At 49.9% G+C, this 23,027-nt stretch carries 18 protein-coding genes, 2 pseudogenes and 1 riboswitch; of the genes and pseudogenes, 13 read left to right on the top strand and 7 right to left on the bottom strand.

The window, feature by feature from the left end; all coding sequences use genetic code 11:
- The first annotated feature begins 5 nt into the window (after positions 1-5).
- Positions 6-1,121: pseudogene (gene tnpB / locus ACFQNG_RS04470) on the top strand (IS200/IS605 family element RNA-guided endonuclease TnpB).
- 75 nt (positions 1,122-1,196) lie between these two features.
- Here tnpB and fdhD read toward each other — a convergent pair.
- Positions 1,197-1,982 (bottom strand): formate dehydrogenase accessory sulfurtransferase FdhD, encoded by a 786-nt coding sequence (gene fdhD / locus ACFQNG_RS04465; RefSeq protein WP_379863665.1) that lies wholly within the window; start codon positions 1,980-1,982, stop codon positions 1,197-1,199.
- Between the two features lie 187 nt (positions 1,983-2,169).
- On the opposite strand from fdhD, the gene ACFQNG_RS04460 reads away from it, so the two are divergent.
- Positions 2,170-4,521 carry an FdhF/YdeP family oxidoreductase gene (locus ACFQNG_RS04460; RefSeq protein WP_379863664.1) on the top strand — a complete coding sequence of 784 codons (2,352 nt, stop codon included), beginning with the start codon at positions 2,170-2,172 and terminating at the stop codon, positions 4,519-4,521.
- A gap of 157 nt (positions 4,522-4,678) precedes the next feature.
- On the opposite strand, the gene ACFQNG_RS04455 is transcribed toward ACFQNG_RS04460, so the two are convergent.
- Together ACFQNG_RS04455 and ACFQNG_RS04450 are read right to left on the bottom strand one after the other, a co-directional pair.
- Positions 4,679-6,016, bottom strand: coding sequence for a 5'-deoxyadenosine deaminase (locus ACFQNG_RS04455; protein ID WP_379863662.1), 1,338 nt, complete (start codon positions 6,014-6,016; stop codon positions 4,679-4,681).
- Between the two features lie 208 nt (positions 6,017-6,224).
- Complete coding sequence (locus ACFQNG_RS04450) at positions 6,225-6,371, bottom strand: hypothetical protein (RefSeq protein WP_379863660.1); 147 nt, start codon at positions 6,369-6,371, stop codon at positions 6,225-6,227.
- Between the two features lie 1,080 nt (positions 6,372-7,451).
- Between ACFQNG_RS04450 and ACFQNG_RS04445 the strand changes: the two genes are divergently transcribed.
- The gene (locus ACFQNG_RS04445) at positions 7,452-8,408 is read left to right on the top strand and encodes an alpha/beta hydrolase (protein ID WP_379863659.1); all 957 of its coding nucleotides are present in this window, start codon (positions 7,452-7,454) and stop codon (positions 8,406-8,408) included.
- Here the strand turns inward: ACFQNG_RS04445 and ACFQNG_RS04440 are convergent.
- Positions 8,387-8,731, bottom strand: coding sequence for an amino acid permease (locus ACFQNG_RS04440; RefSeq protein ID WP_379863658.1), 345 nt, complete (start codon positions 8,729-8,731; stop codon positions 8,387-8,389). The two genes, ACFQNG_RS04445 and ACFQNG_RS04440, sit on opposite strands and share 22 nt — an antisense overlap.
- A gap of 307 nt (positions 8,732-9,038) precedes the next feature.
- On the opposite strand from ACFQNG_RS04440, the gene ACFQNG_RS04435 reads away from it, so the two are divergent.
- The 3 genes from ACFQNG_RS04435 (at position 9,039) to ACFQNG_RS04425 (ending at position 12,850) form a co-directional block, all read left to right on the top strand.
- Positions 9,039-9,665 carry a DUF2690 domain-containing protein gene (locus ACFQNG_RS04435; protein ID WP_379863657.1) on the top strand — a complete coding sequence of 209 codons (627 nt, stop codon included), beginning with the start codon at positions 9,039-9,041 and terminating at the stop codon, positions 9,663-9,665.
- Positions 9,666-9,804: 139 nt separating this feature from the next.
- Positions 9,805-10,920: a PQQ-dependent sugar dehydrogenase gene (locus ACFQNG_RS04430; protein WP_379863655.1), complete on the top strand. Its 1,116-nt coding sequence runs from the start codon at positions 9,805-9,807 to the stop codon at positions 10,918-10,920.
- Positions 10,921-11,170: 250 nt separating this feature from the next.
- A complete protein-coding gene (locus tag ACFQNG_RS04425; protein ID WP_379863654.1) occupies positions 11,171-12,850 on the top strand; it encodes a bifunctional metallophosphatase/5'-nucleotidase in 1,680 nt (559 codons plus the stop codon).
- Positions 12,851-12,922: 72 nt separating this feature from the next.
- Here the strand turns inward: ACFQNG_RS04425 and ACFQNG_RS04420 are convergent, their stop codons facing one another.
- Both ACFQNG_RS04420 and ACFQNG_RS04415 read right to left on the bottom strand, forming a co-directional pair.
- A complete protein-coding gene (locus ACFQNG_RS04420) occupies positions 12,923-14,344 on the bottom strand; it encodes an FMN-binding glutamate synthase family protein (RefSeq protein WP_379863699.1) in 1,422 nt (473 codons plus the stop codon).
- Positions 14,331-14,624: a hypothetical protein gene (locus ACFQNG_RS04415; protein WP_379863653.1), complete on the bottom strand. Its 294-nt coding sequence runs from the start codon at positions 14,622-14,624 to the stop codon at positions 14,331-14,333. The genes ACFQNG_RS04420 and ACFQNG_RS04415 overlap by 14 nt, the downstream gene beginning before the upstream one ends.
- 381 nt (positions 14,625-15,005) lie before the next feature.
- Positions 15,006-15,146: riboswitch (cyclic di-AMP (ydaO/yuaA leader) on the top strand.
- A 201-nt stretch (positions 15,147-15,347) separates the two neighbouring features.
- On the opposite strand from ACFQNG_RS04415, the gene ACFQNG_RS04410 reads away from it, so the two are divergent.
- Positions 15,348-16,466 (top strand): alpha/beta fold hydrolase, encoded by a 1,119-nt coding sequence (locus tag ACFQNG_RS04410; RefSeq protein WP_379863652.1) that lies wholly within the window; start codon positions 15,348-15,350, stop codon positions 16,464-16,466.
- Positions 16,467-16,475: 9 nt separating this feature from the next.
- Complete coding sequence (locus tag ACFQNG_RS04405) at positions 16,476-16,682, top strand: hypothetical protein (RefSeq protein ID WP_379863651.1); 207 nt, start codon at positions 16,476-16,478, stop codon at positions 16,680-16,682.
- Positions 16,683-16,750: 68 nt separating this feature from the next.
- On the opposite strand, the gene ACFQNG_RS04400 is transcribed toward ACFQNG_RS04405, so the two are convergent.
- Positions 16,751-17,914 (bottom strand): LuxR C-terminal-related transcriptional regulator, encoded by a 1,164-nt coding sequence (locus tag ACFQNG_RS04400; RefSeq protein WP_379863649.1) that lies wholly within the window; start codon positions 17,912-17,914, stop codon positions 16,751-16,753.
- Positions 17,915-18,458: 544 nt separating this feature from the next.
- Between ACFQNG_RS04400 and ACFQNG_RS04395 the strand changes: the two are divergent.
- The 5 genes and pseudogenes from ACFQNG_RS04395 to ACFQNG_RS04375 all read left to right on the top strand — a co-directional run.
- Positions 18,459-18,674, top strand: a pseudogene (locus ACFQNG_RS04395) (HPr family phosphocarrier protein); the annotation flags it as partial.
- A 32-nt stretch (positions 18,675-18,706) separates the two neighbouring features.
- Positions 18,707-19,315 carry a TetR/AcrR family transcriptional regulator gene (locus ACFQNG_RS04390; protein WP_379863648.1) on the top strand — a complete coding sequence of 203 codons (609 nt, stop codon included), beginning with the start codon at positions 18,707-18,709 and terminating at the stop codon, positions 19,313-19,315.
- A 112-nt stretch (positions 19,316-19,427) separates the two neighbouring features.
- Entirely contained in the window at positions 19,428-20,567 is a 1,140-nt protein-coding gene (locus ACFQNG_RS04385; RefSeq protein ID WP_379863698.1) for an acyl-CoA dehydrogenase family protein, read from the top strand.
- A gap of 49 nt (positions 20,568-20,616) precedes the next feature.
- Positions 20,617-20,973 carry an SCP2 sterol-binding domain-containing protein gene (locus ACFQNG_RS04380; RefSeq protein WP_379863647.1) on the top strand — a complete coding sequence of 119 codons (357 nt, stop codon included), beginning with the start codon at positions 20,617-20,619 and terminating at the stop codon, positions 20,971-20,973.
- A gap of 44 nt (positions 20,974-21,017) precedes the next feature.
- A complete protein-coding gene (locus ACFQNG_RS04375; RefSeq protein WP_379863646.1) occupies positions 21,018-22,877 on the top strand; it encodes an AMP-dependent synthetase/ligase in 1,860 nt (619 codons plus the stop codon).
- Positions 22,878-23,027 lie beyond the last annotated feature (150 nt).

The following is a 23,027-nucleotide window of genomic DNA, read 5'->3' as shown; positions in this document are numbered from 1 at the left end:
ACCAAATGCACAAAGCGTTTAAGTTTCGTATCTACCCAACGAAAGAACAAGCCACACTCATGAATAAGTCAATGGGTTGTAGTCGGTTTGTTTTTAACCACTTCTTAACCAAGTGGAATGAAGCATACAAGCAAACAGGAAAGGGATTAACGTACCATGCTTGCTCTTCTCAACTCACGCAATGAAAGAAGGAATTCGTGTGGTTAAAAGAAGTGGATTCCACTTCACTTCAAAATGCATTGAAGCATCTGGACGATGCATTTAAACGCTTTTTCAAAAAACAGAATGACCGTCCACGTTTCAAAAGCAAACGGAACAAAGTCCAATCCTATACCAGTCAATGTGTAAACCAAAACATCAAAATAGAAGGAAACAAAATGAAACTTCCTAAGCTGGGATGGGTTCAATTTGCTAAATCCCGTGAAGTCGAAGGAAAAATACTTTCTGCCACGATCCGCCGCAACCCGTCGGGTAAATATTTTGTTTCCATCCTGTGTGAAATGAAGGACTGTCCATATGTCCCAGTAGATAAAGGGAAAGCGGTTGGTATCGATCTCGGCTTAAAAAATTTCGCAATCATCTCAAATGGTGGAAAAATCAATGCGCCCAAGTTCTTCAGAAAGTATGAAAAACAATTAGCTAGATGGCAACGAATCCTATCACGCCGTCAAAAAGGCGGTTCCAATTGGAACAAAGCACGGGTCAAGGTTTCTGGAATCCACGAAAAGATCGTTAATGCAAGACATGATTTTCTACATAAACTGTCTACCAAACTGATTCGCGAAAACCAAGTCATCTGTCTGGAAGACTTACAGGTAAAAAACATGATTAAAAATCACAACGTAGCTAAATCAATCACCGATGCGTCATGGTCTGAATTTGTATCCATGTTGGAGTATAAGGCTAAATGGTATGGAAGAATCATGGTCAAAGTCGGAAAAACCTTTCCATCCAGCCAACGATGTTCCAACTGTGGCTACAGAAACAAGGAAGTAAAAAGTCTCAACCTCAGACAGTGGACATGCCCAGAGTGTCACACAAACCATGACAGAGATATCAACGCATCGATAAACATTTTACAAGAAGGTTTAAGACTCATTGCCGCTGGGCTGGCGGTCTAAGCTTGGTTAAGTTCCCTTGGGTGGAAGGGATTACCCAAGAATCCCCTGCCTTTAGGCATGGGGAGTGGTCAATCTTCACAACAGAATCCTGTCCGCATGCGTATACACATTGCATTGCTCGCCGCGGATGAATCCTACAATGGTGATGCCCAGTTCCTCCGCCATCTTCAGAGCCAACTCGGTGGGGGCTGATTTGGAAAGGATGATGCCCACACCGATTTTGGCCACCTTTAGCAGGACTTCGGAGGAGACACGTCCGCTGAACGCGATGAAGGTATCACGTAAGGGAAACGGATGGCGGATCCAGTGCCCGAAGATCTTGTCCAGGGTGTTGTGGCGCCCGATATCGGTACGGGCCACAAGGATGCCCTCCGCGTTGCATAGGATGGCGTTGTGGACGCCGCCGGTCTGTTGGAAGTCAATCGATTCTTGATGGAGTAACCGCATAAAATGAAAGCATTGGTCGATGGACAGGGTGGCTTTGCTTCTGACGGTCTTGGCTGTTTGGATATCATTGTAGAAATAGAACGATTGCCTGCTTTTGCCGCAACACGAACCAATCACGCGCTTGGCGTAAAATTCTTTGGCGGTCGGGAGTTTGTTGCTGGTTTGGACATAAGCGAATCCGCGTCGCTCATCGATGGAGATGGCTTCGAGCTCGTCGGCGAAACGGATGATCCCTTCCGAAGCGAGAAAGCCGATGGCCATGTCTTCCAAATGAGTGGGCGTGCAGACGAGCGTGGCGAATTCTTCGCCGTTGACCACGATGGTGAGGGGGTATTCGATCACGATGGGCTCTTCTTGCTCGTGGATGGAGCCTTGGGCATATTTGAGGATGGTTCTATATGAAGAAATGTTCATGGTCTCCGCCTCTTTTCTATCGTGTCATGATTGAGGAGCAAACGTTTTCATTTTATAATCATTATAAAATATATTCTAACAAATTGATCAATGGTTGCTGAATGGAAAAGAAAGTGGCGGCCTGAAACAGAGCATGAATGAAGTCGTCGAGGTCGCCATCATAGAAAAGTGATAAGGAGAGGATGTTTTGGGTAAAACCAAACACACGGGACCAATGAAACTGCCGTCACTGCCCGATCCCAAGCTGTGGGTGAGCCCGATCCCCTTTGGATTGGGCAAGGTGAAGCCACACCATATTCGGGATACGATTAAGGTGGCTTGGGAGAATCGTGACAATCTGGCATATGCGACGAGGATTTTGACACAAGGGGTTTGCGATGGCTGTGCGCTTGGGGTGGCGGGATTGCATGACCAGACGCTGGCGGGACCGCACCTTTGCACGACGCGGTTGAATGTGCTCCGCTTAAATACGATGCCGGCGATCAAGCCGGAAGTGCTTCATCGGGATATCGACGAGTTGAGCAAAGGGAACAGCACCCAGCTTCGCCGGTTGGGCCGAATCCCCTATCCGTTGATCAGGCGGGCGGGTGAACGCCGATTCTCGCGCCTCGGTTGGGATGAAGCGCTAGACCTCATCGCCGACAAGATCAAACGCATCAACCCCAAAGGCCTCGCCTTTTATTTGACTTCGCGCGGCACTCCCAATGAAAGCTACTACATGGCGGCCAAGGTGGCGCGCTTCTTGGGCACCAACAACATCGACAATGCTTCCCGCATCTGCCATTCCCCCTCGAAGACCGCGTTGAAACGTTCACTGGGGATCGGTGCGTCCAGTTGCAATTACAAAGACTGGATCGGGACGGATGTGCTGGTGTTTTGGGGGAGTGTGGCGGCCAACAACCAGCCGGTGTCAACCAAATACATGTATGCGGCCAAACGCAAAGGGACAAAGATCCTCGTGATCAATCCGTACCACGAGCCATCGATGGAGAAATACTGGATTCCATCCATCCCCGATTCGGCGCTGTTTGGGACGAAGATCGCGGATGGCTTCTACCAAGTGAATATTGGCGGCGATATCGCGTTTATGAATGGCGTGATGAAGTGCTGGTTTGAGATGGAAGAGGAAGAAACCGGCTCTGCCATAGCTCATGCGTTTGTGCGGGAGCACGTGAATGGGTATGAACAGTTGAAGGCGCATGTCTGCCAATATGATTGGGATACGTTGGAGCGGTCGTCCGGTTTGCCGCGGGAGCGCATGCGGGAGTTTGCCGGAATCCTGGCCCGGGCGAAATCGGCGGTGTTTGTCTGGTCGATGGGACTGACCCAGCACCGGTTTGGGACGGACAATGTCTCACAAGTGGCCAATTTGGCATTGTTAAGGGGGTTTATCGGCCGGGAGCATTGCGGTGTGATGCCGATTCGCGGACATTCAGGTGTGCAGGGATCAGGCGAGATGGGAGCGGATCCCTTCAGTTTGCCGGGTGGCGACTTCACGGATGAGCAAGCGGAACGCGTTGAAAAGGTATGGGGCTTTTCAGTGCCGCGCTGGCAAGGCGACATTGTGGGGCTTACCTTGGAAAACGCCTTATTGCCTGATGACCATGAGCGCAAATGCCGCCTCTTTTACACTTCAGGGGGTAACTTCTTGGAAACGATGCCCGATCCGGACTTTGTGAGAATGTGTCTGGAAAAGATGGAAATCCGGGTGCATCAGGATATCATCCTCAACACGTCCACATTGGTGGAGGCACGAGAAGCAGTGATTGTGTTGCCGGCGATGACACGTTATGAGATTCCCGGAGGGGTCACCTCGACCTCAACTGAGCGCATGGTTTATTTCTCACCGGAGATTGAAGGTCCCCGCATTGAAGAGGCGCGGCCGGAGTGGGAAATCTATCGGGACTTGGCCGTCCGTGTGAAGCCGGAGCAGAAGGCGTTGATCTGGTTTGACAATTTACAGGAGATGCGGCAGGAAATCGCCAAAGCGGCTCCCAACTATGAGGGGATTCAACATCTGCGGAAGCAAGGGGATGTTTTCCAGTGGGGTGGAGCCTGGCTTTGTGAAGAAGGGATTTGTCCCACCCCGGATGGCCGCGGCAACCTGATCGCGATTGAACTGCCGGAGCTGAGGAAAGCGGAAGGGCAGTTCTATCTCACCACCCGTCGCGGGAAGCAATTCAATTCGATGATCTACAGTGAGATCGATCCGTTCAATGCGGCGGAGCGTGATGACGTGTTGCTCTCTCTGGAAGATGCCAAGCGGATCGGCGTGAATGAAGGAGAACGGATTGTCGTCTACAACCAACATGGACTCTTCCAAGGAAGGGTCAAATTCGCCGAGATGAAAGTGGGGAACATCGAAGTGCACTGGCCGGAGGGAAACGTGTTGATCCCCAAAGGGGTGTATGAGAAGTACGCGGGCATTCCCGAATACAACACCACCGTGATTGTGGAGAAAGCGGAAACGTTTTACGCGCAAAAAGATACGAAAGTTGCGGAAAAACGAGTGGAAGAGTTGGAAATGGAAGGGCCTTAGCCTTTAGGCAAACCTGGTTGCCTGGACGGACAAGTTCGCCGCTTCCGCCGGGGCAGTGGGCGATCATGCAAATAGGTGCCTTGGCGATTCACTATTTGAGATGCCATTAAAGACAAATGTTCCAGCCGTTGACAGGGTCTGTGCTTGTTTCCCTTATCTAAGTGATGGATGGAAGTCGCTTGAGCAGTCGTTTGATTGACCGATTCGCTTCTTTCAGGACGATTTCTTCATCGATGGTTTTCATGATTCGATTCTCCATGACGATCTTGCCATTGATGATCGTGGTTTCCACATCGGTTTTGGAAGCGGAATAGACAATTCGGGAGACGGGATCCACTTCGGCCGAGGGGAAGGCATGGAATTTGTTTAGGTTGAGGATGGCCAGATCGGCTTTTTTGCCCACTTCCAAACTGCCGATCTGATCTTCCAGGCCGACTGCCCGCGCCCCGCCAATGGTGGCCATCTCAAATATTTTGCGCGCTTTCATCGCGGTTGGGCCATGGGTTGGCTTATGCAGGACCGCTGCCAGCTTCATCTCGTTAAACATGTCCAAGTTATTGTTGCATGCGGCACCATCCGCGCCCAAGCTAACCGAGATCTGCTTGTCGAGCAGGTCGGGAACATCGGCAATGCCTGATGCGAGCTTGAGATTGGAACCGGGACAGTGGCTTACCTTCACTTTGCGCTTACGGATGATCTCTTTTTCCTCATCATTTAACCACACGCAGTGCGCCAGGATTAAGCGTTCATTGGCAAGGCCGATATGATCCAGATAAACGACGTTTCGCATCCCGCGTTCCGCTTCAACCAAGGCGATCTCACCCCGGTTTTCCGAGGCGTGCGTATGGACGCTGACCCGATACCGCTCGGACAGATCACGCACTTCCACCAGCAATTCTTCGGTGCAGGATACCACAAAACGGGGACAAAACGCATATTGGATGCGGCCTTCATCGTGCAGGTGCCATTTTTCCAACAGATCCACACTTTGCTGGATCGACTGGCTGGTTTTTTCCCGCAATAACGTCGGCACTTCATCGCCTTTATCCATCATGACTTTTCCCGACAGTGCCCGGATGCCGCTCTGGGCGAGGGCTGTAAACGCATGTTCCGTATGGTGAACCGTTTCCATATCGACAATGCAGGTGGTGCCACCTTGGATCAATTCACCAATCCCGAGCAGAGCGGAGTAATAAAGGGATTCCCCGTCGTGCGCCGCTTCCAACGGCCACACCCGTTTTTTTAGCCAATCCAACAGTTCAAGGTCATCCGCTTGTCCTCGGAACAACGTTTGGCACAAGTGAATATGCGTTTGGATAAATCCGGGGATCACGATGCGATGGGTCGCGTCGATCACTTTGGCGCCGGCTGGGGGTTGGATGTCGGGGCCGATGGCTTTGATGCGGTCATGTTCCACCAATATGTCGCCTAATAAAATCCGGTTGTTCTGATCCATGGTTACAATCTGGGCATTCTTGATCAGGATGCTTGACACATTGATCACCTCTGGTTAGGTAAGTTAACCGTGAGAACAGGCGATTAGCGCAGTTTCATTTACATCATATAACGAATAATCATATTATAACAATAGTTTTAATTTTTATTAAGATGAATCTGGTTAGCATTCATGCCGCTAATGACCAAAAAACGAACTACCTTACCAGGTCAGCAAGGTAGTTCGTTTGGCCGGTTTAATTAATAGCTTAGTGATGGTGCTTTTTTTTCTTGCGTTTTTTGTCCACGTCGATATCAATGTCAATGCGGATGTGGTTCTTGTTTTTGTTTTTGTTTTTGTTCCAAATCCAAATCCATTTCTTCTTGTTGCGCTTCACTCTCTTTTTAATAAACATGGAAAATCTCCCCTTTTATCATTTGATTTTAGTAGATTTGATTATGTTGTTTAGCTATCAAATCTACTACTGATATATATATATGTTTTAAGTGAAAAAGAGCTTGGATGAATGGCTTGGTGAAATTGGATCATTTTTGCGCAATTGGTTCCATTCTGTTGGTGATTGTCGCTATTTCACAGTGTTGATGCCATGAAGTCAAACTAAAAATATATAAATGGGGTGAGGGAAGGGTTATATTTCCGGGGCTTCTAAAGAAATTGCCTGACGGCGTAGCCATCAGGCGAAGAACGTTCTAAACAATAGGGCTGTAAACTTCCAACATAATCCCCTCATCCAATAGTCATCTTTATTTCCAATTATTTTTTCGCACCGGAACGGAGTCTCTCCGTTAGGGTGTCCACCAGTTGCCCGATACTGCAATGAGGCTAAGCAAGCGGATACTGTTGTCAAAATAGGCATTATCTGAGGTGGGGGAATTGACGGAGTAATCCCATAATTTGTTGAGCCATTTTGATTGCTGGAATCGATCATCGCACTGACCGCGAACGGGGTCGTAAATGCGATAGAGTTATAATTTTCTACAACGTTCCCGTTCAGCTCATATCCTGCTTTGATATTCCCCGGATTGCTACCGGTTTTGGATTTAATCCAACTGTTCATCTTACTGAGTTGACCTTTGGCCCGAGCATCTCCTGTCAAGAGATAATCAATCGGAGTCCGCCGTGGGGTGCGACTCTTATGAAGATTATAAATGAAATCGCAAAATATGAAAACTATTACGACTATTGGTATATAGATATGTTTTCTTTTAAAGCCCATTGCTATTGTTGATAGCTTTTAAGTTGAAAAATTAAAGCAATTTAAAATTGTGGAAGGCGATTTCAAATGCCGGATGATAGCGGAATGTTTTTGGAAAAGCGCGGTAATTGGACAGGGTGTAAGTGGGGCAGTTTTCTTCGGTAGAAGGGATTGCCCAAGAATGCCATGGCTTCAGCCATGTGGAGTGTCAATTAGACAACTTTTTAACAACCTGTTATGTTAAAAGTGCATTCACTTATTGAGAAAGGTTAGGAAAACATGAAGCGAGTTTCTTTTACTTTCCTATCGACGGATGATATGAAGATCCATGTGAACAAATGGCTGAGTCAAGACCAAGTGAAGGGAGTTGTCCAGATCGCCCATGGTATGTCTGAACATTCGGAGCGTTATGGGGAGTTTGCCACCGCCCTGACCGAAGCGGGGTACCATGTTTACGCCAATGACCATCGCGGCTTTGGCAAAACGGCGGAAATGGGGGGGGATGTGGGGCACTTTGCCGATGAGAATGGCTGGGAGCTTGCCGTCAATGACTTATATCAATTGACAAGGGTGATCAAAAAAGAGATGTCCGGGCTGCCCCTCTTTTTGTTCGGCCACAGTATGGGCTCCTTTCTCTCGCGAGCCTATATCCAGCGATACGGCAGGGAACTGGCGGGGGTCATCTTGTCAGGAACCGGCTCGGACAGGGGCGTGTTAAGTTCGCTCGGAATCCTGATCGCCCAACTGGAAAGCAAGGTGAGAGGGAAACGGGCTAGAAGCCGCCTCCTGAATCAACTTTCTTTTGGCAACTTCAATAAAAGGTTTCGCCCGAACCGTACGTCCTTTGACTGGCTGAGCCGGGATACTGAAGCGGTGGATAAGTATGTGCAAGACCCTCTGTGCGGGGAGATTCCCACCGCCGGCTTCTTTTATGACCTGTTTACGGGAATCAAACAATTGGAGCGGCGTGAGGGGTTGGCCCAAGTCCCGCCGGAATTGCCCATTTTGCTCTTCGCGGGCGACCGGGACCCCGTGGGACAAGACGGCAAAGCGGTGCTTAAGACACATCGCCAGTTTAAGCAAGTGGGCATCAAGGACCTGTCGCTGAAGTTATATGAAGGCGGTCGGCATGAGATGTTGAATGAAACGAACAGGGAAGAAGTATATAAGGATATTATCGCTTGGTTAGATGCCAAGGTCGATAGGGTAAATAATCAATTCTCCTCACTGAGTTGATGAGGAAATGCTGACGCCAACAGTTCGGCCATGCCGACGACGATCCACATGAACCAGTATGTCCAGCCCGCCAAAAAACCGGCAAACGGTCCGATATACCGGCTCGCGTAATGGCTGAATGAGCCCGAGACAGGCTCAGTCACGATCATTTCATCCAGCGCGCGCATAATAAAGAAAATCACGATCACGCCAATGAGATACGCCAGTGTGATCGCGGGTGCCGTCATCTGAATGGTGGTGGCGGAACCATAGAACAATCCTGTGCCAATGGCTCCACCCAAGGCGATCATATGCATTTGCCGCTCATCCAATCCTCTTCGCAATTGATGTTCATTCCTGTCCCATGTTTCGTTCCTTCCCTGTTTTCCCACAAAAATAAATCCCTCGCCCCGCAATCAGACGCATCATCGACTGATTGCCGAGGCGAGGGACCGCGGTACCACTTAGCTTTTCCGTCTTCCTCACGAAAGACGGACTCCACTAATGTGTGAGACTCAGTCAATTACAATCCGGGTCAGCAGGTTTCGTTATTGTTTTTTTCATTCAAATCAACCAAAAAATATCAGAAACTTACGAATAAATCAAATAGAGGCTGTAAGATAAGGTCTCAAACATGATGGAGGGATGACTATGAAGAAGGGTAGCTTGGTTTTGGTGGCGTTGGGGATTTCGTTTCTCTTGGCGAATCCGGTCGGCGCTGCGGCGCAGGTGGACAAGGCCGCTCCTTCCCGCGCCAAGGAACCGGTGCGTGTGGAAGCGAAAGGGGGCTTGATCTACGAGCATTACAATGGGGCAAGTTCCGTTCACTTGCCTTCAGAAAAGGAGATTGCCAAGAAACATGGCAAGAAAGTGAATAAGGGTCACGTGACGGTCATGTCCGCTTATGACGATACGGACCCGGAAATCTCCGGTTGCGCCAACGACGCCATCACGGCCAAAAGCGTGGTGGTCAAAAATAAGGCCGGAACGGTCTTGGCCACAACGGAACTCCGTTACAGCCCCACATGCCGCACTGCCTGGGGACGGATGTATGTTAATGATTATAACTCGACCCGCTATGGGGAAGTCATCTTGTACCGCGCGGAATACGCCAGTGATGGAAACCGCTATTATACCTATAAGACCGAGACGTTTGTGTCGCCTGGGGATACCAATTACACCAACCAGTTTAACGATGCCGGCACCACTTCTTACGCGCATGGGTTCGTGTCCGACCGCTATGGAAATGACTTTGGTGCGAAAACGGCCCCATATTAAGCCGCATGTCCCGTTTTTTTAAGTAGGTTGCACAGGAATGCGCCGCTTCACTCCGTTACGGTGGCGGAGCGGCTTGCTGTGTTTGGCTGTTTATTTATTTTGATGAACAGGAGGGCGTTCTGCCGATCGAGAAAATAGGTTGTCTAGAGAATCATATAGAGGTGATAGAGATGATCCGAATGCGAATGGTGGGCCTACTCGTATCCCGCTGATCCTTTCCGCTTGCACGACGGGTGAGGATACGGCGGGCAAGGAGAGAAAACCGGTGCAAGAGACGGGAAAATGGGAAACAGTGACACAGGATTTGAACGTTCCTTGGTCTGTCGCTTATGCCGACGGAACCTTTTACCTCACTGAGCGGGGTGGCACGCTGGTCCATGTCAGGCAAAGTGGCGGGAGCAAACGGGTTTCCATCGAGTTGAAACGAGCCAATCGCGCAACAGGAGAAGGGGGCCTGCTCGGGTTGGCATTGGCACCTGATTTTGCCACATCCCAACGGGCTTATATCTATCATACCTATGAAGAGAACGGGCGCCTTTTCAACCGCATTGTCTTGATCGAGTGGCTGGAACAAAGCGGCAAGTGGATTGAACGGAAAGCCCTTCTGGAGGGAATCCCAGGCGGTCCCAACCATAATGGCGGCCGCCTGGCCATTGGTCCGGACCGACATTTATACGCCACGACGGGGGATGCCGGAGAGAAAAAGCTGGCCCAAGACAAAAAGAGCTTGGCGGGCAAAATCCTGCGTCTCAAGCTGGATGGAGGCATTCCTGCGGACAATCCGTTCCCGCAGTCCTATGTATACACTTATGGGCACCGCAATCCCCAAGGATTGGCTTGGAACCGAGCGGGACAACTGCTGTCATCCGAACATGGGCCAAGCGGTGTGCCGGGTGGGCATGATGAACTGAACCTGATCCAACCGGGGAAAAATTACGGCTGGCCTGAGATCATTGGGGATGAGACCAAAGAAGGGATGGTTTCTCCAGTGGCACACTCTGACAGCGGGACGTGGGCTCCTTCCGGAATGGCCGTCACGCCAGCCGGAGAGCTGTTTGTTGCGGCTTTGCGCGGAGAGCGATTGTTGAAGGTGACTCCGGCTCAGGGATATGAAGTGACGACGGCACTGGAAGGATTGGGGAGGCTCCGCGATGCGGTGGCGGTTCAAAATGAGTTGTACATCCTGACCAACAATACGGATGGGCGCGGTCAACCCCGTGCAGGGGATGATCGGTTGGTCAAGGTGCGGTTGTAGCGGGAATAGGCGGCAAGCCATTTCCGCAAATTTCTTCGTTGAAGGCTCATACAGCCGGAAATGACTCAACCATGCTACAGATATTATTTTTAAATTTATTAAATATATTATGAAGCTAAATAATATGGTGAAGAGTATGATATGATTTGATTGGTCCATGTCTCTTGATCAAAGGAATGGCTACTTCTTCCCGTTGGGGCGATTTTGGACTGAAAACGCGGAAGAGATAATAAGGCACGAGGTGACGCAAATGAGACAAAGGTGGAGTCTGGCTGTGACGCTTCTCGTTATCACAGCAGTAGTCTTCATGGGGATCTATCAGTCGGAAGCAAAAGAAAAAACAAGTGTGACAATCATGTCAACAAGTGATTTGCATGGGTACATCACCCCGATCCAATATACCAACAATGCCCCGGCCAATCATGGTTTGGCCAAAATCAGCACGTTGGTAAAGCAGGTGCGCAGCCGCAACCCCGAAGCGATTTTGCTTGACAGCGGTGACACCATTCAAGGTTCGCCCATGGAATATGTGCATGCGCGCGTGAACAACGCCCCAATTGATCCGATGATGTTGGTCATGAACGCCTTGCGGTATGACGCGATGGCCATTGGCAACCATGAATACAACTATGGGCGCAACGTGATGGAAAAAGCGATGGGAGAAGCGAAATTCCCTTGGTTATCCGCCAACACGCTCCGCAAAAACAAGGAGCAGGTTTATACAAAACCGTATAAAATCATCAAGTTGAAGAATGGGTTGCGGATCGGCTTTTTGGGATTGACGACGCAAAAGGTGCCGAATTGGGAAGATCCCCGCAATATCGCCCATCTTGATTTTGTGGATGTCGTCGCCGCGGCGAAGAAATGGGTTCCCATCATGAAAAAACGGGAGAAGGCGGATGTGATTTTCGTCTCTTACCATGGCGGTTTGGAGCATAAAAAGGAAGCGGATGGCAGCATTGTCCCCTTGCCGGAGTCGGACGGGGAAAATCAAGTGTATCAATTGGCGACACAGGTGAAAGGGATCGATGTGATTTTGGCCGGGCATATGCATACGCCATTGGCGGATGTGCGCGTCAATGGGGTGCTCATCGCTGAACCGAACAAGTGGGGCTCTCATCTGTCGGTCGTGGATCTCGACTTGGAGAGACGCAAAGGGCGCTGGAATGTTATCAGCAAGAAAGGCCGACTGTTGGAGTCATCCACGGTGGAACCTGATCCAGCTATCTTAAAACTTACCGCGCAGTATGAAAAAGAGACACAAGCTTTTCTTGATCAACCCGTTGGCAAAATCGATGGGAATATGGTTGTGACGGATCATCACGCTTTTCGCACGCATGACAATGCTTTGATCGAATTCATCAATCGTCTGCAGATGGAGGCAAGCGGGGCGCCCATTTCCTCCACTTCCTTATTTGACAATACCGTTACGGGTTTACCCCGCGAGGTGACGGCCCGTCACATCTTAAGCACCTATATTTATCCCAATACCTTGAAGGTGATTCGGGTCAAAGGAGCCGATATCAAAGCGGCGTTGGAACAGTCAGCCACTTATTTCAAACAAAACAGCGGCACGGATCCTGTTGAAGTGAATCCCGAATTTCTCACGCCCAAGGTGCTACATTACAATTACGACATGTGGGAAGGGATCCGGTATACAATCGATGTGTCCAAACCGGAAGGGCAACGCATTGTGGAATTGTCTGACATGAATGGGCATCCGCTTGTCATGGATAAGGAATACGACGTGGTCCTCAACAACTACCGAGCGGGCGGCGGCGGAAATTATCCGATGTTTGCCAATAAGCCGGTGGTGAAAGACATCAATATCGAAGTGTCGGAACTGTTGACGAACTATATTCGCGAAAAAGGAACTGTGATGGCGACGGTAGATCATAACTGGAAGATCATCGGCGGCAAAGTGGACTGATGTGATGAGGGCATGAATATAAAAAGGGCTGGCCTGCCTCAGGCCAGCCCTTTTTAACCTTCGCTCATCTTCTCATTGTAGCGGGATGGAAGTTTGTTCATTTGCTTGTGGTTGGAAATCGTGAAACATCGCTTGCGTCTCCTCAAAGAAACGCGCTTGGTTTTCGGGGGCGACATAACCCAACTGGATGCCCGTCGCCTTGGCGATGAACGGATCGACGGTGCACAAATCCGATTTGGACAAATCGGACAAAGCGGTTTTGCCCAAGGACATGGCAACCAATTCCATTTCACGCACGCAAGCGTTCAAATACCGGACCAGATTTAAGGCCGCTTGCTCGACATCCAATTGGTCCGTCATTTTTCCCGTATAAACGACCAAACTGGTAGGCGGTTCAAAGGGGGTGGCTTTCACCATTTGTTCGCTCACCAGCGCCATCAGGGCCGCAGTGCCGATATACACGCCGTCCGCGCCCAAGGCGATGGCCTTCAGCATTTGTCCGGGGGTGACCAGTCCTCCCGTGGCAATCAGGTTGATGTCTCGAATAACCCCTTTTCGCGCCAGGAACTCGGAAGCCCGGGTGACGGCGAAGAGAGTGGGCAAGCCGACATCATCCTGCAAAGTGGGCGCACCCCCGTGCGTTCCCCCTTCGGCACCATCTACTGTGATAAAATCGACTTCCGCTTCCACGGCAATCTGCAATTCCTGCTCGAGATGATGCGTGGCGGCGATTTTCAAGCCGACCGGCACGCCGGTTTCATCGCGGAGCCGCCTGACCAATCGAATGAAATCTTCTTTGGAATTGACACCAGGCAACCTGGAATGAATCAACGCATCTTCCCCTTCGCGCAAGCCGAAAACTTCCCTGAAGTCCTCCCCAATGTTATGGGCGGCGGTGCGTTGCGAGGTGGAACCCTGGGCACCTTGCCCCAGTTGGATCTCGATCGCGTCAAGGAGCTTGTATTTGTCCGGATCATTCATCCACCCCCCGCGGTTGTACTGACCGATGAATAGGCTGGCCGCCTCCCGTTCCTCTTTCAAAAGTCCCGCTTCACCGGAATTGGTTGCTGTGCCGACCGCAGTGGCCGCTTTGGCCAAGGCCACTTTGGTGTTTTTGCTTAGCGCGCCGCCAAAAGACATGGCGGCGATCATGACGGGAATGGAAAGGGTCATCGGTTTTTTGGCGCGGTGCCCAATGGTGACGGATGTGCTAATCCCGACGTTTTCAGGGGTGGGAAAACGGAAGAGGTGAACGGGATTGAACAGGATCTTCTCCCATGGGGACAAATGAATTGGGCTTCCCAAGGGGCGGGAAACCGGGGTTCCTTGATTGGCCCTCATGGCGATTTCCATGAGGTTGGTGACGCCCACTTTCGTCGTGGCAGGCACCATTTCAAACAAGTTTTCTATGTATTGATCCCGGATGGCCCGCGTAATCGCTTGATCTACCGTTTCGTTGATTGTGGAACGGATCCATCTCTTAATGAAGTTCATCACGGTTGGCACGCCCCCCAAGTTTGCCACGGTCGATTGCGTTTTTGATGCCTTCCACCTTTTGCGCCATCGCCAAACACATTTGCTTGATGGTGCCGAGCTGACGGGCGGCATTTTGCTCCTCAACCGCAATGTCAACCAATTCACGATGGTCAAAGTTGGTGAGTCTGTTAAAATGCTCGCGTTCGATGGTGGACAATGTTCCCGCCATCGTTTCAATGCGGTTCAGTTCGGAGTGGAGGTAAGAAAGTGTGTGTTTCAAGTCTTGAACGTTTTCCATGTGCTTTACACCTACCCAAGTGATGTTGATTTTCCCGGCCGAAAACCGGGGTGGAATCAGTACGTATTATGTGAATCATTGCTTGATTCTATGCGAAATTGAAAAGGTTTGGGCAAGAATTAATGGCAAAAACAACAATTGCTAAACAACCTTTATTTTTAGGCTAATAATCTAGAATCAAGAAAATGGTTGTCTCTCGATGTGTGATGATTGACCCTTTCAAAATCTCTTCCCAACGGGTCCGGGCCGACATGACCATGACAATGTGGGTGATTTTATGTTCACGGCAAACTTCCACGATTTGTTGGGCGACTTTCCGCGATGAGAAAAATAGCTTGAAAATATGCTTGTGTAGGAGTAAGATATGTTTCAAAGTAAATCATGGTCTATTCGCTGAATCCGTCATGGAGCGGGGGAACCAACATTGTGGCGTCAAGCCACTTGGGGTGAATCCATCTAGGAAGGGCTACTCTTGAGGCCCGAACCCGACAGCTAACCTCGTAAGCGTTTTGGGAGGGTGAACCAATGGTGATTTTTCGGAACACTGGGTAACCCCGGTGGTTTTTTATGCCTTTTTACTGGATGATTTTGTCATTTTCATCGTGAAAAAGGGTGAATGGCATGAAAGAGGTCCCGGTCAATTCAATTTAAAGACGAATTATATAATCAATAAATAGAATAATCAATCATTTGCGGATGATAGGGAAAGGGCGGCGAATCGATTTGTGGAGTGATTTGGAAGAATCCAAACGGTTTGTGATGTTGTCTGCGAGTTCACTGCCATTGAATCCTGAGATGATAAAAAGCGTATTGGGGCGCATTCATCATGATAAAGGAACAGGTGCGGGGGATTGGGCATCGGAATGGATGGCTGAAGGGGATCGGCTTTATCAGGAAAATAAACAAATGGAAGCCTATTTATGTTACAGCCTGGGAAGATTTCCATACGTATCTTCCCCTGTTCGTCAGAAGTGTTTGGACAAATGCCTGTTAACCTTCAATGAGTGGGTGTTTGATTTGGAAGTTCCTGTTGAAAAAACGCAAGTGCATGACCGTAACGGTTCCATTCCCGTGTATCTTTCGGGATTTGGTGATCCGCAAAAACCGGTGTTGATTGTGATGGGAGGGATTTTTTCTTTAAAAGAACAATGGAGCTCCTTGTTGTTGCTGGGACCGAAGCTGGGATTTTCCGTGATTGTCGTTGAAGGGCCGGGTGTGGGGGAAAATCCGCTTATTTGTCAACCTGAATCGCATAAAATGATTTCCTCCCTATTGGACCAACTGGCAACACGGGCCAATGTGAGCCAAGCCTACCTGGTCGGCATGGGGTTTGGCGGTTTGTTGGGAATCCGGGCGGCCATAGCGGATTCCAGAATCCAAGGCATTACGGCCATTGAAACACCACTTCATTATTTTTTCCATGATCAGAGACATTGGACGCAAGTTCCCCGCATCATCAAGCAGACTTTGGCTCACCAGTGCCGGTTGGATGAATGTCTGTTGCCGGAGTACCTCAGGGAATTCGCCATTTCGAAGCAAGAGATCAGACGACTTCGTATCCCCTTGCATTACATCTTTAATCTTCGGGATGAGATCATCCCTTTTGAAGAAAAGATGTTCCTGTTAAACCATGCACTCAATCTGGAGCTGATCGAATTGGATGATGTTCATGGATCGCCGCATCATCAGGGGGAAATTCAAAAATACATTCCGCTTACTTTATTGAGGCAGCAAAAAAGCGGGCGGACTTTTATCAAAGCCCTTTCGTACGCCTCCTTGCAATTGGAGAAGCTGAAACGAAAGCTGGGTTCTTTAAGCTCGATTCATTCATCCCGATACTGAGGGAATCAAGTGCGCTTTAAACGCAAAAACCGTCAATATCTTTGCGGGCCGATTTGCCAAAGGGATGTATGGAATCGAAGTGAAAAAAGCGACAATGAAATGTTTGCCGTAATCATTGACAATCAAAAAGATGCCTTGCTGTTTGCTGATACATTGCACAACGCATCCCAGAGTCTGAAATTGGAAATCAAGCAAGAGGAAATCATCGAGTTTTGATATTTGAAGAACACGTTCGCCCCTGCTTCCTGATGGAAAGTGAGGGGCGACTTTCACATAGAGGGGCCTTATCGTATCAGCCCTTGGCGAAGTCCTTTGGCGACGGCTTCTGCCCGATTGGCGGCTTTTAATTTTTTAAGGACGGAGTGGGCGTATTCGGCGGCGGTGTATTCGCTGATGTGGAGAGCTTCCCCAATCAGTTTGGTGGATTGGCCATCGGCGATCATTTGCAGGATTTTCGTTTCCCGCACCGTGAGGGGGGAGGAAGCCGCTGGAGAAGGAAAGTCATTTTCATAGAGCCGCGAACCAAGGTTTAGGGATACGCGTGACATCAGCTCCGCCAGTTGTTGGACCACTTCCGGATCAGGGTCAAAGGCCCGGCCCCGTTTGTCCAAAAGCAGAAAACCGGCATTTTGTCCTTTTCCGCCGCGAAGGACCGCCGCCATGAGGGCGGTCAACCCAAACTGCTCCACATAATGCTTGGGGAGGTAAAGTTGGGCATCTCGTATATAAATGGGCCGGTTTCCTTTAATGGCTTGCGTGATGCCGGAAATATTGTGTTCCATGTCCCGGACGCGCCGAATGTCGCCAATGTCCACGCCATAGCCATATATGCCCTCCACTGTTTGGGTGAGTGGAGAATACCAGAACAAGGCGCCGCGTTCAAATCCGGAGACTTTTGTGATAAAACGGACAGATCTTGTCAGCATCTGTTCAAGTGATCTCGCGGTGAGAAGAAGTTCGTCCAATCGCACCACAGCTTCCCGATGTTTCGCTGGATTATCGGGGATGGTATTTTCTCCCAATGGCGGATTCGTTTCGATATTGGCGACGGAATAAGAAAGGGTCAGCGCCAGGGAGTGAAGCCAACGGTAGCTGGTCAAGATGTCTGGATGGCTTAGTTTTTGGAGCAAGAGGGTAAACAGGATTTCTTCAAAGATGTCGATGACGGCGATGACCTGGCTCAACTGCAACAGTGGGATCTGCTGTAACACCAGTCGGGAAAAGTTTTTCTCATATGTGGGGAAATCGGCTGCCTGGTCGATGCCCTCAAGCAAGTACTGAAACAATTGGTGGGCCGCTTGTTTTTGGCTTGCGGAGAAGGGAAAGGTGGAGAGCTTTATTTTCCATTGTGTCAAACATTCAGGGGTGCCGGATTTCACGGAATGAAAGATTTTTTCCCATTCTTGAGGGGAGAGGAGCGGAGGGGACAAAAAACTGACTCGTTTCATGGTGACCGTTCCTTCCTTGGTTTATGCTTCTGGGCTTCTTTTCGGATAAAAATGAGTCTGACTTTCTCGTGGGTAAGTCGAACGGATGACATGATATTATCAGAAAAACGAATGAAAATATTATATAACAGAATAATATGTCTAATTACTATTATACAACAAACATGAAAGAGTTAAACAGTTTCTGATCAGATGAAAGTATTCCCTATAAATATAGGGAGGGAGAATCCTATATTCTCAGGGTTGCATACGATTTAGAATAATCATATTATTCGTGATAAGGAGGCGGCTTGAAAGTCGATATAAAATGGAAGCGCTTTAAAAAGCGCGAATCCAGATCAAATGAAGGGTTGATTGAGTTGGATGGCCCATTTGAAACGAGGTGAGAAAAGGTGGGATCATAAGAAGATGGTCAATAAGCCGGGGAATGAAAAGCCCCCTCCACCTGAGCCGGGAAATGAATCTCCAATCAGCCAAATGGTCATGTTAAAACGGTCTTTTCTGTTAGAAGCGGCTTGGGAAATTGTGAAGGAAAGCGAGAAAATATGAGGCGGATGTAGTATTGAAACAAAACGAAGAATATTTGCAGGTGATCACCTTGGATCGCACTCATGGAGCGGAAATTACCATTGTAGCAAAAGGACCTGACACCAATAAGGCGGTTGAAGGAATAATTGGATTGTTGGGCAGAACGCCAAGTAGGGATGAATCAACTCAAGATCATCGGAATGTTCGGTATGATACGAGCCGTTCATCTTGACCGGTTCAACCCGGCCTACAGGAAGTGGAATGATGAGTTTATTGCATAAAACCAACATGCCAAGTGAAACCAGAAACAAAATGCTCTATGCCGCCCTGCACTTGTTTGATTGCAAAGGGTTCAAACAAACCTCAATCCTTGAAGTCGTCGAGCGGGCGAGAGTGTCAAAAACCACGTTCTATCAATATTTTCAAAGCAAAGAAGAGCTGTTGGCCTCTCTGTACCGACGGTTGGCCGATGAAATGATGGAAGATGTGAAAAGGGTGGTCGAATCTGAAGAGAGGATGGGATATAAAGCTTATGTTGGGGTTCGACGCTATATGGAGATATGCGTGACACGGTCGGCTGTCGCCAAATTATTGTTGGTGGAATCGGTCGGCGTCAGTCAGGCGGTCGAACGGGCGCGTCGCGAAGCGCATCGAAGCTTTGCGGAGCTGATTTATCAAACGGTGCAAGCTGGAGCGCAGGCCTCCCTGCCCGACGGGGAAGCCAAAGTGGTCGCTCTGGCAATGGTGGGGGCCATCAACGAGGTTGTGATTCAAAAACTTTCATCGTCCGATGAAAAGGATGATCTGGATCGCCTGGCCCGTTTGCTGAACCGGATTGTGGTTGCTTCGTTTGTGAATTGCGCCATGGCTTAAGTGGAGGAGTCAATCCCTATCCGGCTTTTTTTTACTCGATCGTACCAGTACGTACTGGTATTCAAAAGGAGGGGACAGCATGGTTGGGAACAAGAAAGAACCTTCGGCGGGTGTGAGTTTTCAACTTTCGGCCGAACAAGCTGAATTGCGGAAATGGGCCCATGGCTTCGCGGAAAGAGAGATTCGTCCGGTGGCGGCGGAATATGACGAGAAAGAGGAATTTCCACGGGAAGTTCTCCAGAAGGCGGCCAAGATTGGTTTAACCAGTTATGCCGCTCCAACAGAATACGGGGGTGGCGGATTAACGAGTGTGATGGCCGCTTGTCTCATTGGGGAAGAGTTGTTTTGGGGATGCGCGGGCATTGCGACTTCCCTGTTGGCGTTTGGATTGGCCGGCTTGCCGATCTATTATATGGGAACGGAAGAGCAGAAGCGCAAATGGCTGTCCCAATTGTGTGACCCGAATCACCCACGACTTGGGGCAATGGCGTTGACAGAGCCCAATGCCGGGTCTGATGTCAAGGCGATCCAAACCCGGGCCGTACGGGATGGGGACGAGTGGGTGATCAACGGGCGCAAATGTTTTATCACCAACGGTGGAATCGCCGATTTGTATGTCGTGTTTGCCAAAACGGATCCTGATGCGGGCTATCACGGTGTTTCGGCTTTTATTGTCCCCGGTTCCACTCCAGGGCTGTCAGGTGGAAAAAAAGAGCGGAAAATGGGGATCCGGGCTTCCCATACCGCCGATGTGATCTTTGAAAATGTCCGCGTGCCCAAAGAGAACTTGCTGGGGGAAGAAAACATGGCTTTTATTGGCGCGATGAAAATGCTGGAATATTCCCGTCCGGCGGTGGCGGCTGCCGCTGTGGGAGTGGCACGCGCTGCCTACGAATATGCGCTGGACTATGCGAAACAGCGCATTCAATTCGGCAAGCCGATCTTTAATAACCAGGCGATTTCTTTTATGTTGGCCGATATGAAGACAAAGATCGATGCGGCGCGGCTGTTAACATGGCGCGCGGCTGAATTGGCCGATCGGGGGGAGTCTTGCGCCGTGGAGGGGAGCATGGCCAAAGCTTTTGCGGCGGAGATGGCGATGGAAGTCACGACCCATGCCGTTCAGATTCTCGGAGGATACGGCTATATGAGGGATTACCCGGTTGAAAAATGGATGCGGGACGCCAAAATCCTATCCATTTACGAGGGCACCACGCAAATCCAAAAAAAAGTGATTGCCACCGGTTTATGATCGGCAAAAGCCGGATCGGGCCTTGGCATTTGAGAAAGGAGAATCACACATGGGCGAGGAGTTCAATCTGGATAAAGTGTTCAGCATGATCGAGCGAGTATTGGGGGAAAATCCAAAGTCGGTGCAAGGCATAAACGCCATTTATCAGTATGACCTGTCAGGGGATGATGGCGCGACGTTCCAGCTTCACCTGACAGAAGGCCGAGTGAAGGCCGAAAAAGGCGCACCGGCCGAGGCTGATTGCATCCTGCAAATGTCAGTGCGTGATTTCAAGGATATGCTTTTGGGCAATATCAGCGGAACTGCGGCTTTCATGTCCGGCAAGTTAAAAATCAAAGGCAATATCGGGCTCGCGATGAAGATGGAAAAGATCTTGCGCCAATATGATGTCAGCCAATATATTTAAGCCGTCCGAGGGGTAGCGCCTTTTTCAGTGGGGGAGGTCTTGCGATGAAGGCAAAAAATCTGTTGGACATGCTTTGGCGTTCCGTAGCGTCTTTTCCAAACAAACCGGCCCTGATGTGGAAAAGTGGGGGGAGTTACCAGAGCCTTACGTATTACGATGTTTGGGAAGAAGTCCGGCAAGTGGCGGCTGGTTTGGCAGGCCTTGGCATCGGCAAGAACGACAAAGTGGCGATTTTGTCGGAAAACAATCCAAAGTGGACGATCTTCGATTTCGCCATTTGCAGTTTGGGGGCGGTAAGTGTGCCGATCTACCCCACCCTTTCACCTGAGCAAACCGCTTATATCCTGCGCAATGCCGATTGTCGGATGGTAGCGGTCCAATCAGAGGCGCAATTGGAGAAAGTGCTCCGCGGAGAAGCGGACATCAGCCATATTGTGCTTATGCACTCCGATGGGACGGTGTGTGAGTCGGAGAAAATCCTTCCCTATCTCAAGTTGGTACGAAGCGGCGCCGATCATCCGTTCCCCGATTGGGAGCGAAGATGGAAAGAGATTGACCGCGACCAGCTGGCCACCATCATTCATACATCGGGAACGACAGGCCAACCCAAGGGAGTGATGCTGACCCACGGCAATTTCTTGTCCAATATGGAGGGAGTTCAATTTTGGTGCCTAGAGGCGCGCCACGATGATGTCTTGCTTTCTTATCTTCCATTGTCCCACGTCTTTGAGCGGATGGCGGGGCAGTTTATGCCCTTGTCTGTCGGGGCAACCATTGCCTATGCCGAAAGCATTCATAAAATAGAGGAAAATTTGCAGGAAGTGAAACCGACGGTCATGACCAGCGTTCCCTTGTTGCTTGAGAAAGTGTATGCCAAGGTGCAGCAGCAAATGGCGATGAGTGCCCCGTTTCGCCGCAAAGTGTTTGATTGGGCGGTCCAAGTGGGATTGAAACGATATGACTACTATCTGCAAACGCCGGTAGACAAGTTGATCTTCGATGAATTGCCGCCAAAGTTGCGGTGGCAATGGAAACTGGCGGATCGATTGGTTTATCGCAAGGTGAATGCCAAGTTTGGCGGACGTCTCCGCGGGATGATTTCCGGCGGTGCCGCCCTTGACCCTGTCATTGCTCGGTTTTTTTGGGCTGTCGATTTGCCCGTTCTCGAAGGATACGGCTTGACCGAATCATCCCCAGTGATTTCCATCAATCCGATCGCGCGGGCCAAAATCGGCACGGTTGGCAAACCACTGCCCAACCTGGAAGTGCGCATTGCGGAGGATGGGGAGATTCTTGTGCGGGGTCCGAACGTCATGAAAGGCTATTACAAAAAGGGGAAGGAGACCGGAAGCGGACAGAGTGAAGAGTGGCTCTATACCGGTGATGTCGGAGAGCTGGACCATGATGGATACCTGCGGGTGGTGGAGCGGAAGAAGCGCATGCTGATATTGTCCACAGGGAAAAATGTCGCCCCGCAGCCGGTGGAGCTCGCGTTGAACCAAAGCGCGTTCATTGCGCAGTCCGCATTGGTCGGGCATGGGCGCAAGTACGTGGTTGCGTTGGTGGTTCCCGATTTTCCGAGCCTCATCGGCTGGATGGAGCAAAAAGGGGTTGCGCCGACACCGCCTGCCGAACTTGTCCAAGATCGGGAGGTGCAAGCCTTGTTGCGTGATGAAATCAAACGTGTCACGCAATCTTTCGCTCCGTTCGAACGGCCGAAAAAGGCCGTGCTCTTCACTAAGGAATGGTCAGCCGAGGCGGGGGAGTTGACCCCGACCCTTAAAGTGCGCATCAATGAAATAGAGAAGATATATAAGGAGTCCATCGAGTGGGCCTATGCTGACCATCATCCTGGCGGGAACGAAACAATGAAGAATGGCGCGGTGGCGTGTGTTGTCATATAATGTGTGAACGAGAAAGAGGAGACAGTCTCCCGTCACAGTGGGAGCAAGAGAAATCGCCTGGTCATGTTACACTTGACCAGGCGATTGAGGCTGCTGACAAACTGCCTTGAAAGGCAGGGTCAGCAGCCTTTTTTGTCGAATCAATAAAAA

The organism is Laceyella putida, assembly GCF_042665195.1.
Classification (GTDB): domain Bacteria; phylum Bacillota; class Bacilli; order Thermoactinomycetales; family Thermoactinomycetaceae; genus Laceyella; species Laceyella putida.
Note: the sequence above shows the minus strand (reverse complement) of the source record. Positions and strands in the feature narration are given on the sequence as shown.

Bases quoted from the DNA above. Each gene is read 5' to 3' on its own strand.
- fdhD (WP_379863665.1), bottom strand. From the start codon at position 1,982: ATGAACATTTCTTCATATAGAACCATCCTCAAATATGCCCAAGGCTCC.
- ACFQNG_RS04450 (WP_379863660.1), bottom strand. From the start codon at position 6,371: ATGTTTATTAAAAAGAGAGTGAAGCGCAACAAGAAGAAATGGATTTGG.
- ACFQNG_RS04445 (WP_379863659.1), top strand. From the start codon at position 7,452: ATGAAGCGAGTTTCTTTTACTTTCCTATCGACGGATGATATGAAGATC.
- ACFQNG_RS04435 (WP_379863657.1), top strand. From the start codon at position 9,039: ATGAAGAAGGGTAGCTTGGTTTTGGTGGCGTTGGGGATTTCGTTTCTC.
- ACFQNG_RS04425 (WP_379863654.1), top strand. From the start codon at position 11,171: ATGAGACAAAGGTGGAGTCTGGCTGTGACGCTTCTCGTTATCACAGCA.
- ACFQNG_RS04420 (WP_379863699.1), bottom strand. From the start codon at position 14,344: ATGAACTTCATTAAGAGATGGATCCGTTCCACAATCAACGAAACGGTA.
- ACFQNG_RS04415 (WP_379863653.1), bottom strand. From the start codon at position 14,624: ATGGAAAACGTTCAAGACTTGAAACACACACTTTCTTACCTCCACTCC.
- ACFQNG_RS04400 (WP_379863649.1), bottom strand. From the start codon at position 17,914: ATGAAACGAGTCAGTTTTTTGTCCCCTCCGCTCCTCTCCCCTCAAGAA.
- ACFQNG_RS04390 (WP_379863648.1), top strand. From the start codon at position 18,707: ATGAGTTTATTGCATAAAACCAACATGCCAAGTGAAACCAGAAACAAA.
- ACFQNG_RS04380 (WP_379863647.1), top strand. From the start codon at position 20,617: ATGGGCGAGGAGTTCAATCTGGATAAAGTGTTCAGCATGATCGAGCGA.
- ACFQNG_RS04375 (WP_379863646.1), top strand. From the start codon at position 21,018: ATGAAGGCAAAAAATCTGTTGGACATGCTTTGGCGTTCCGTAGCGTCT.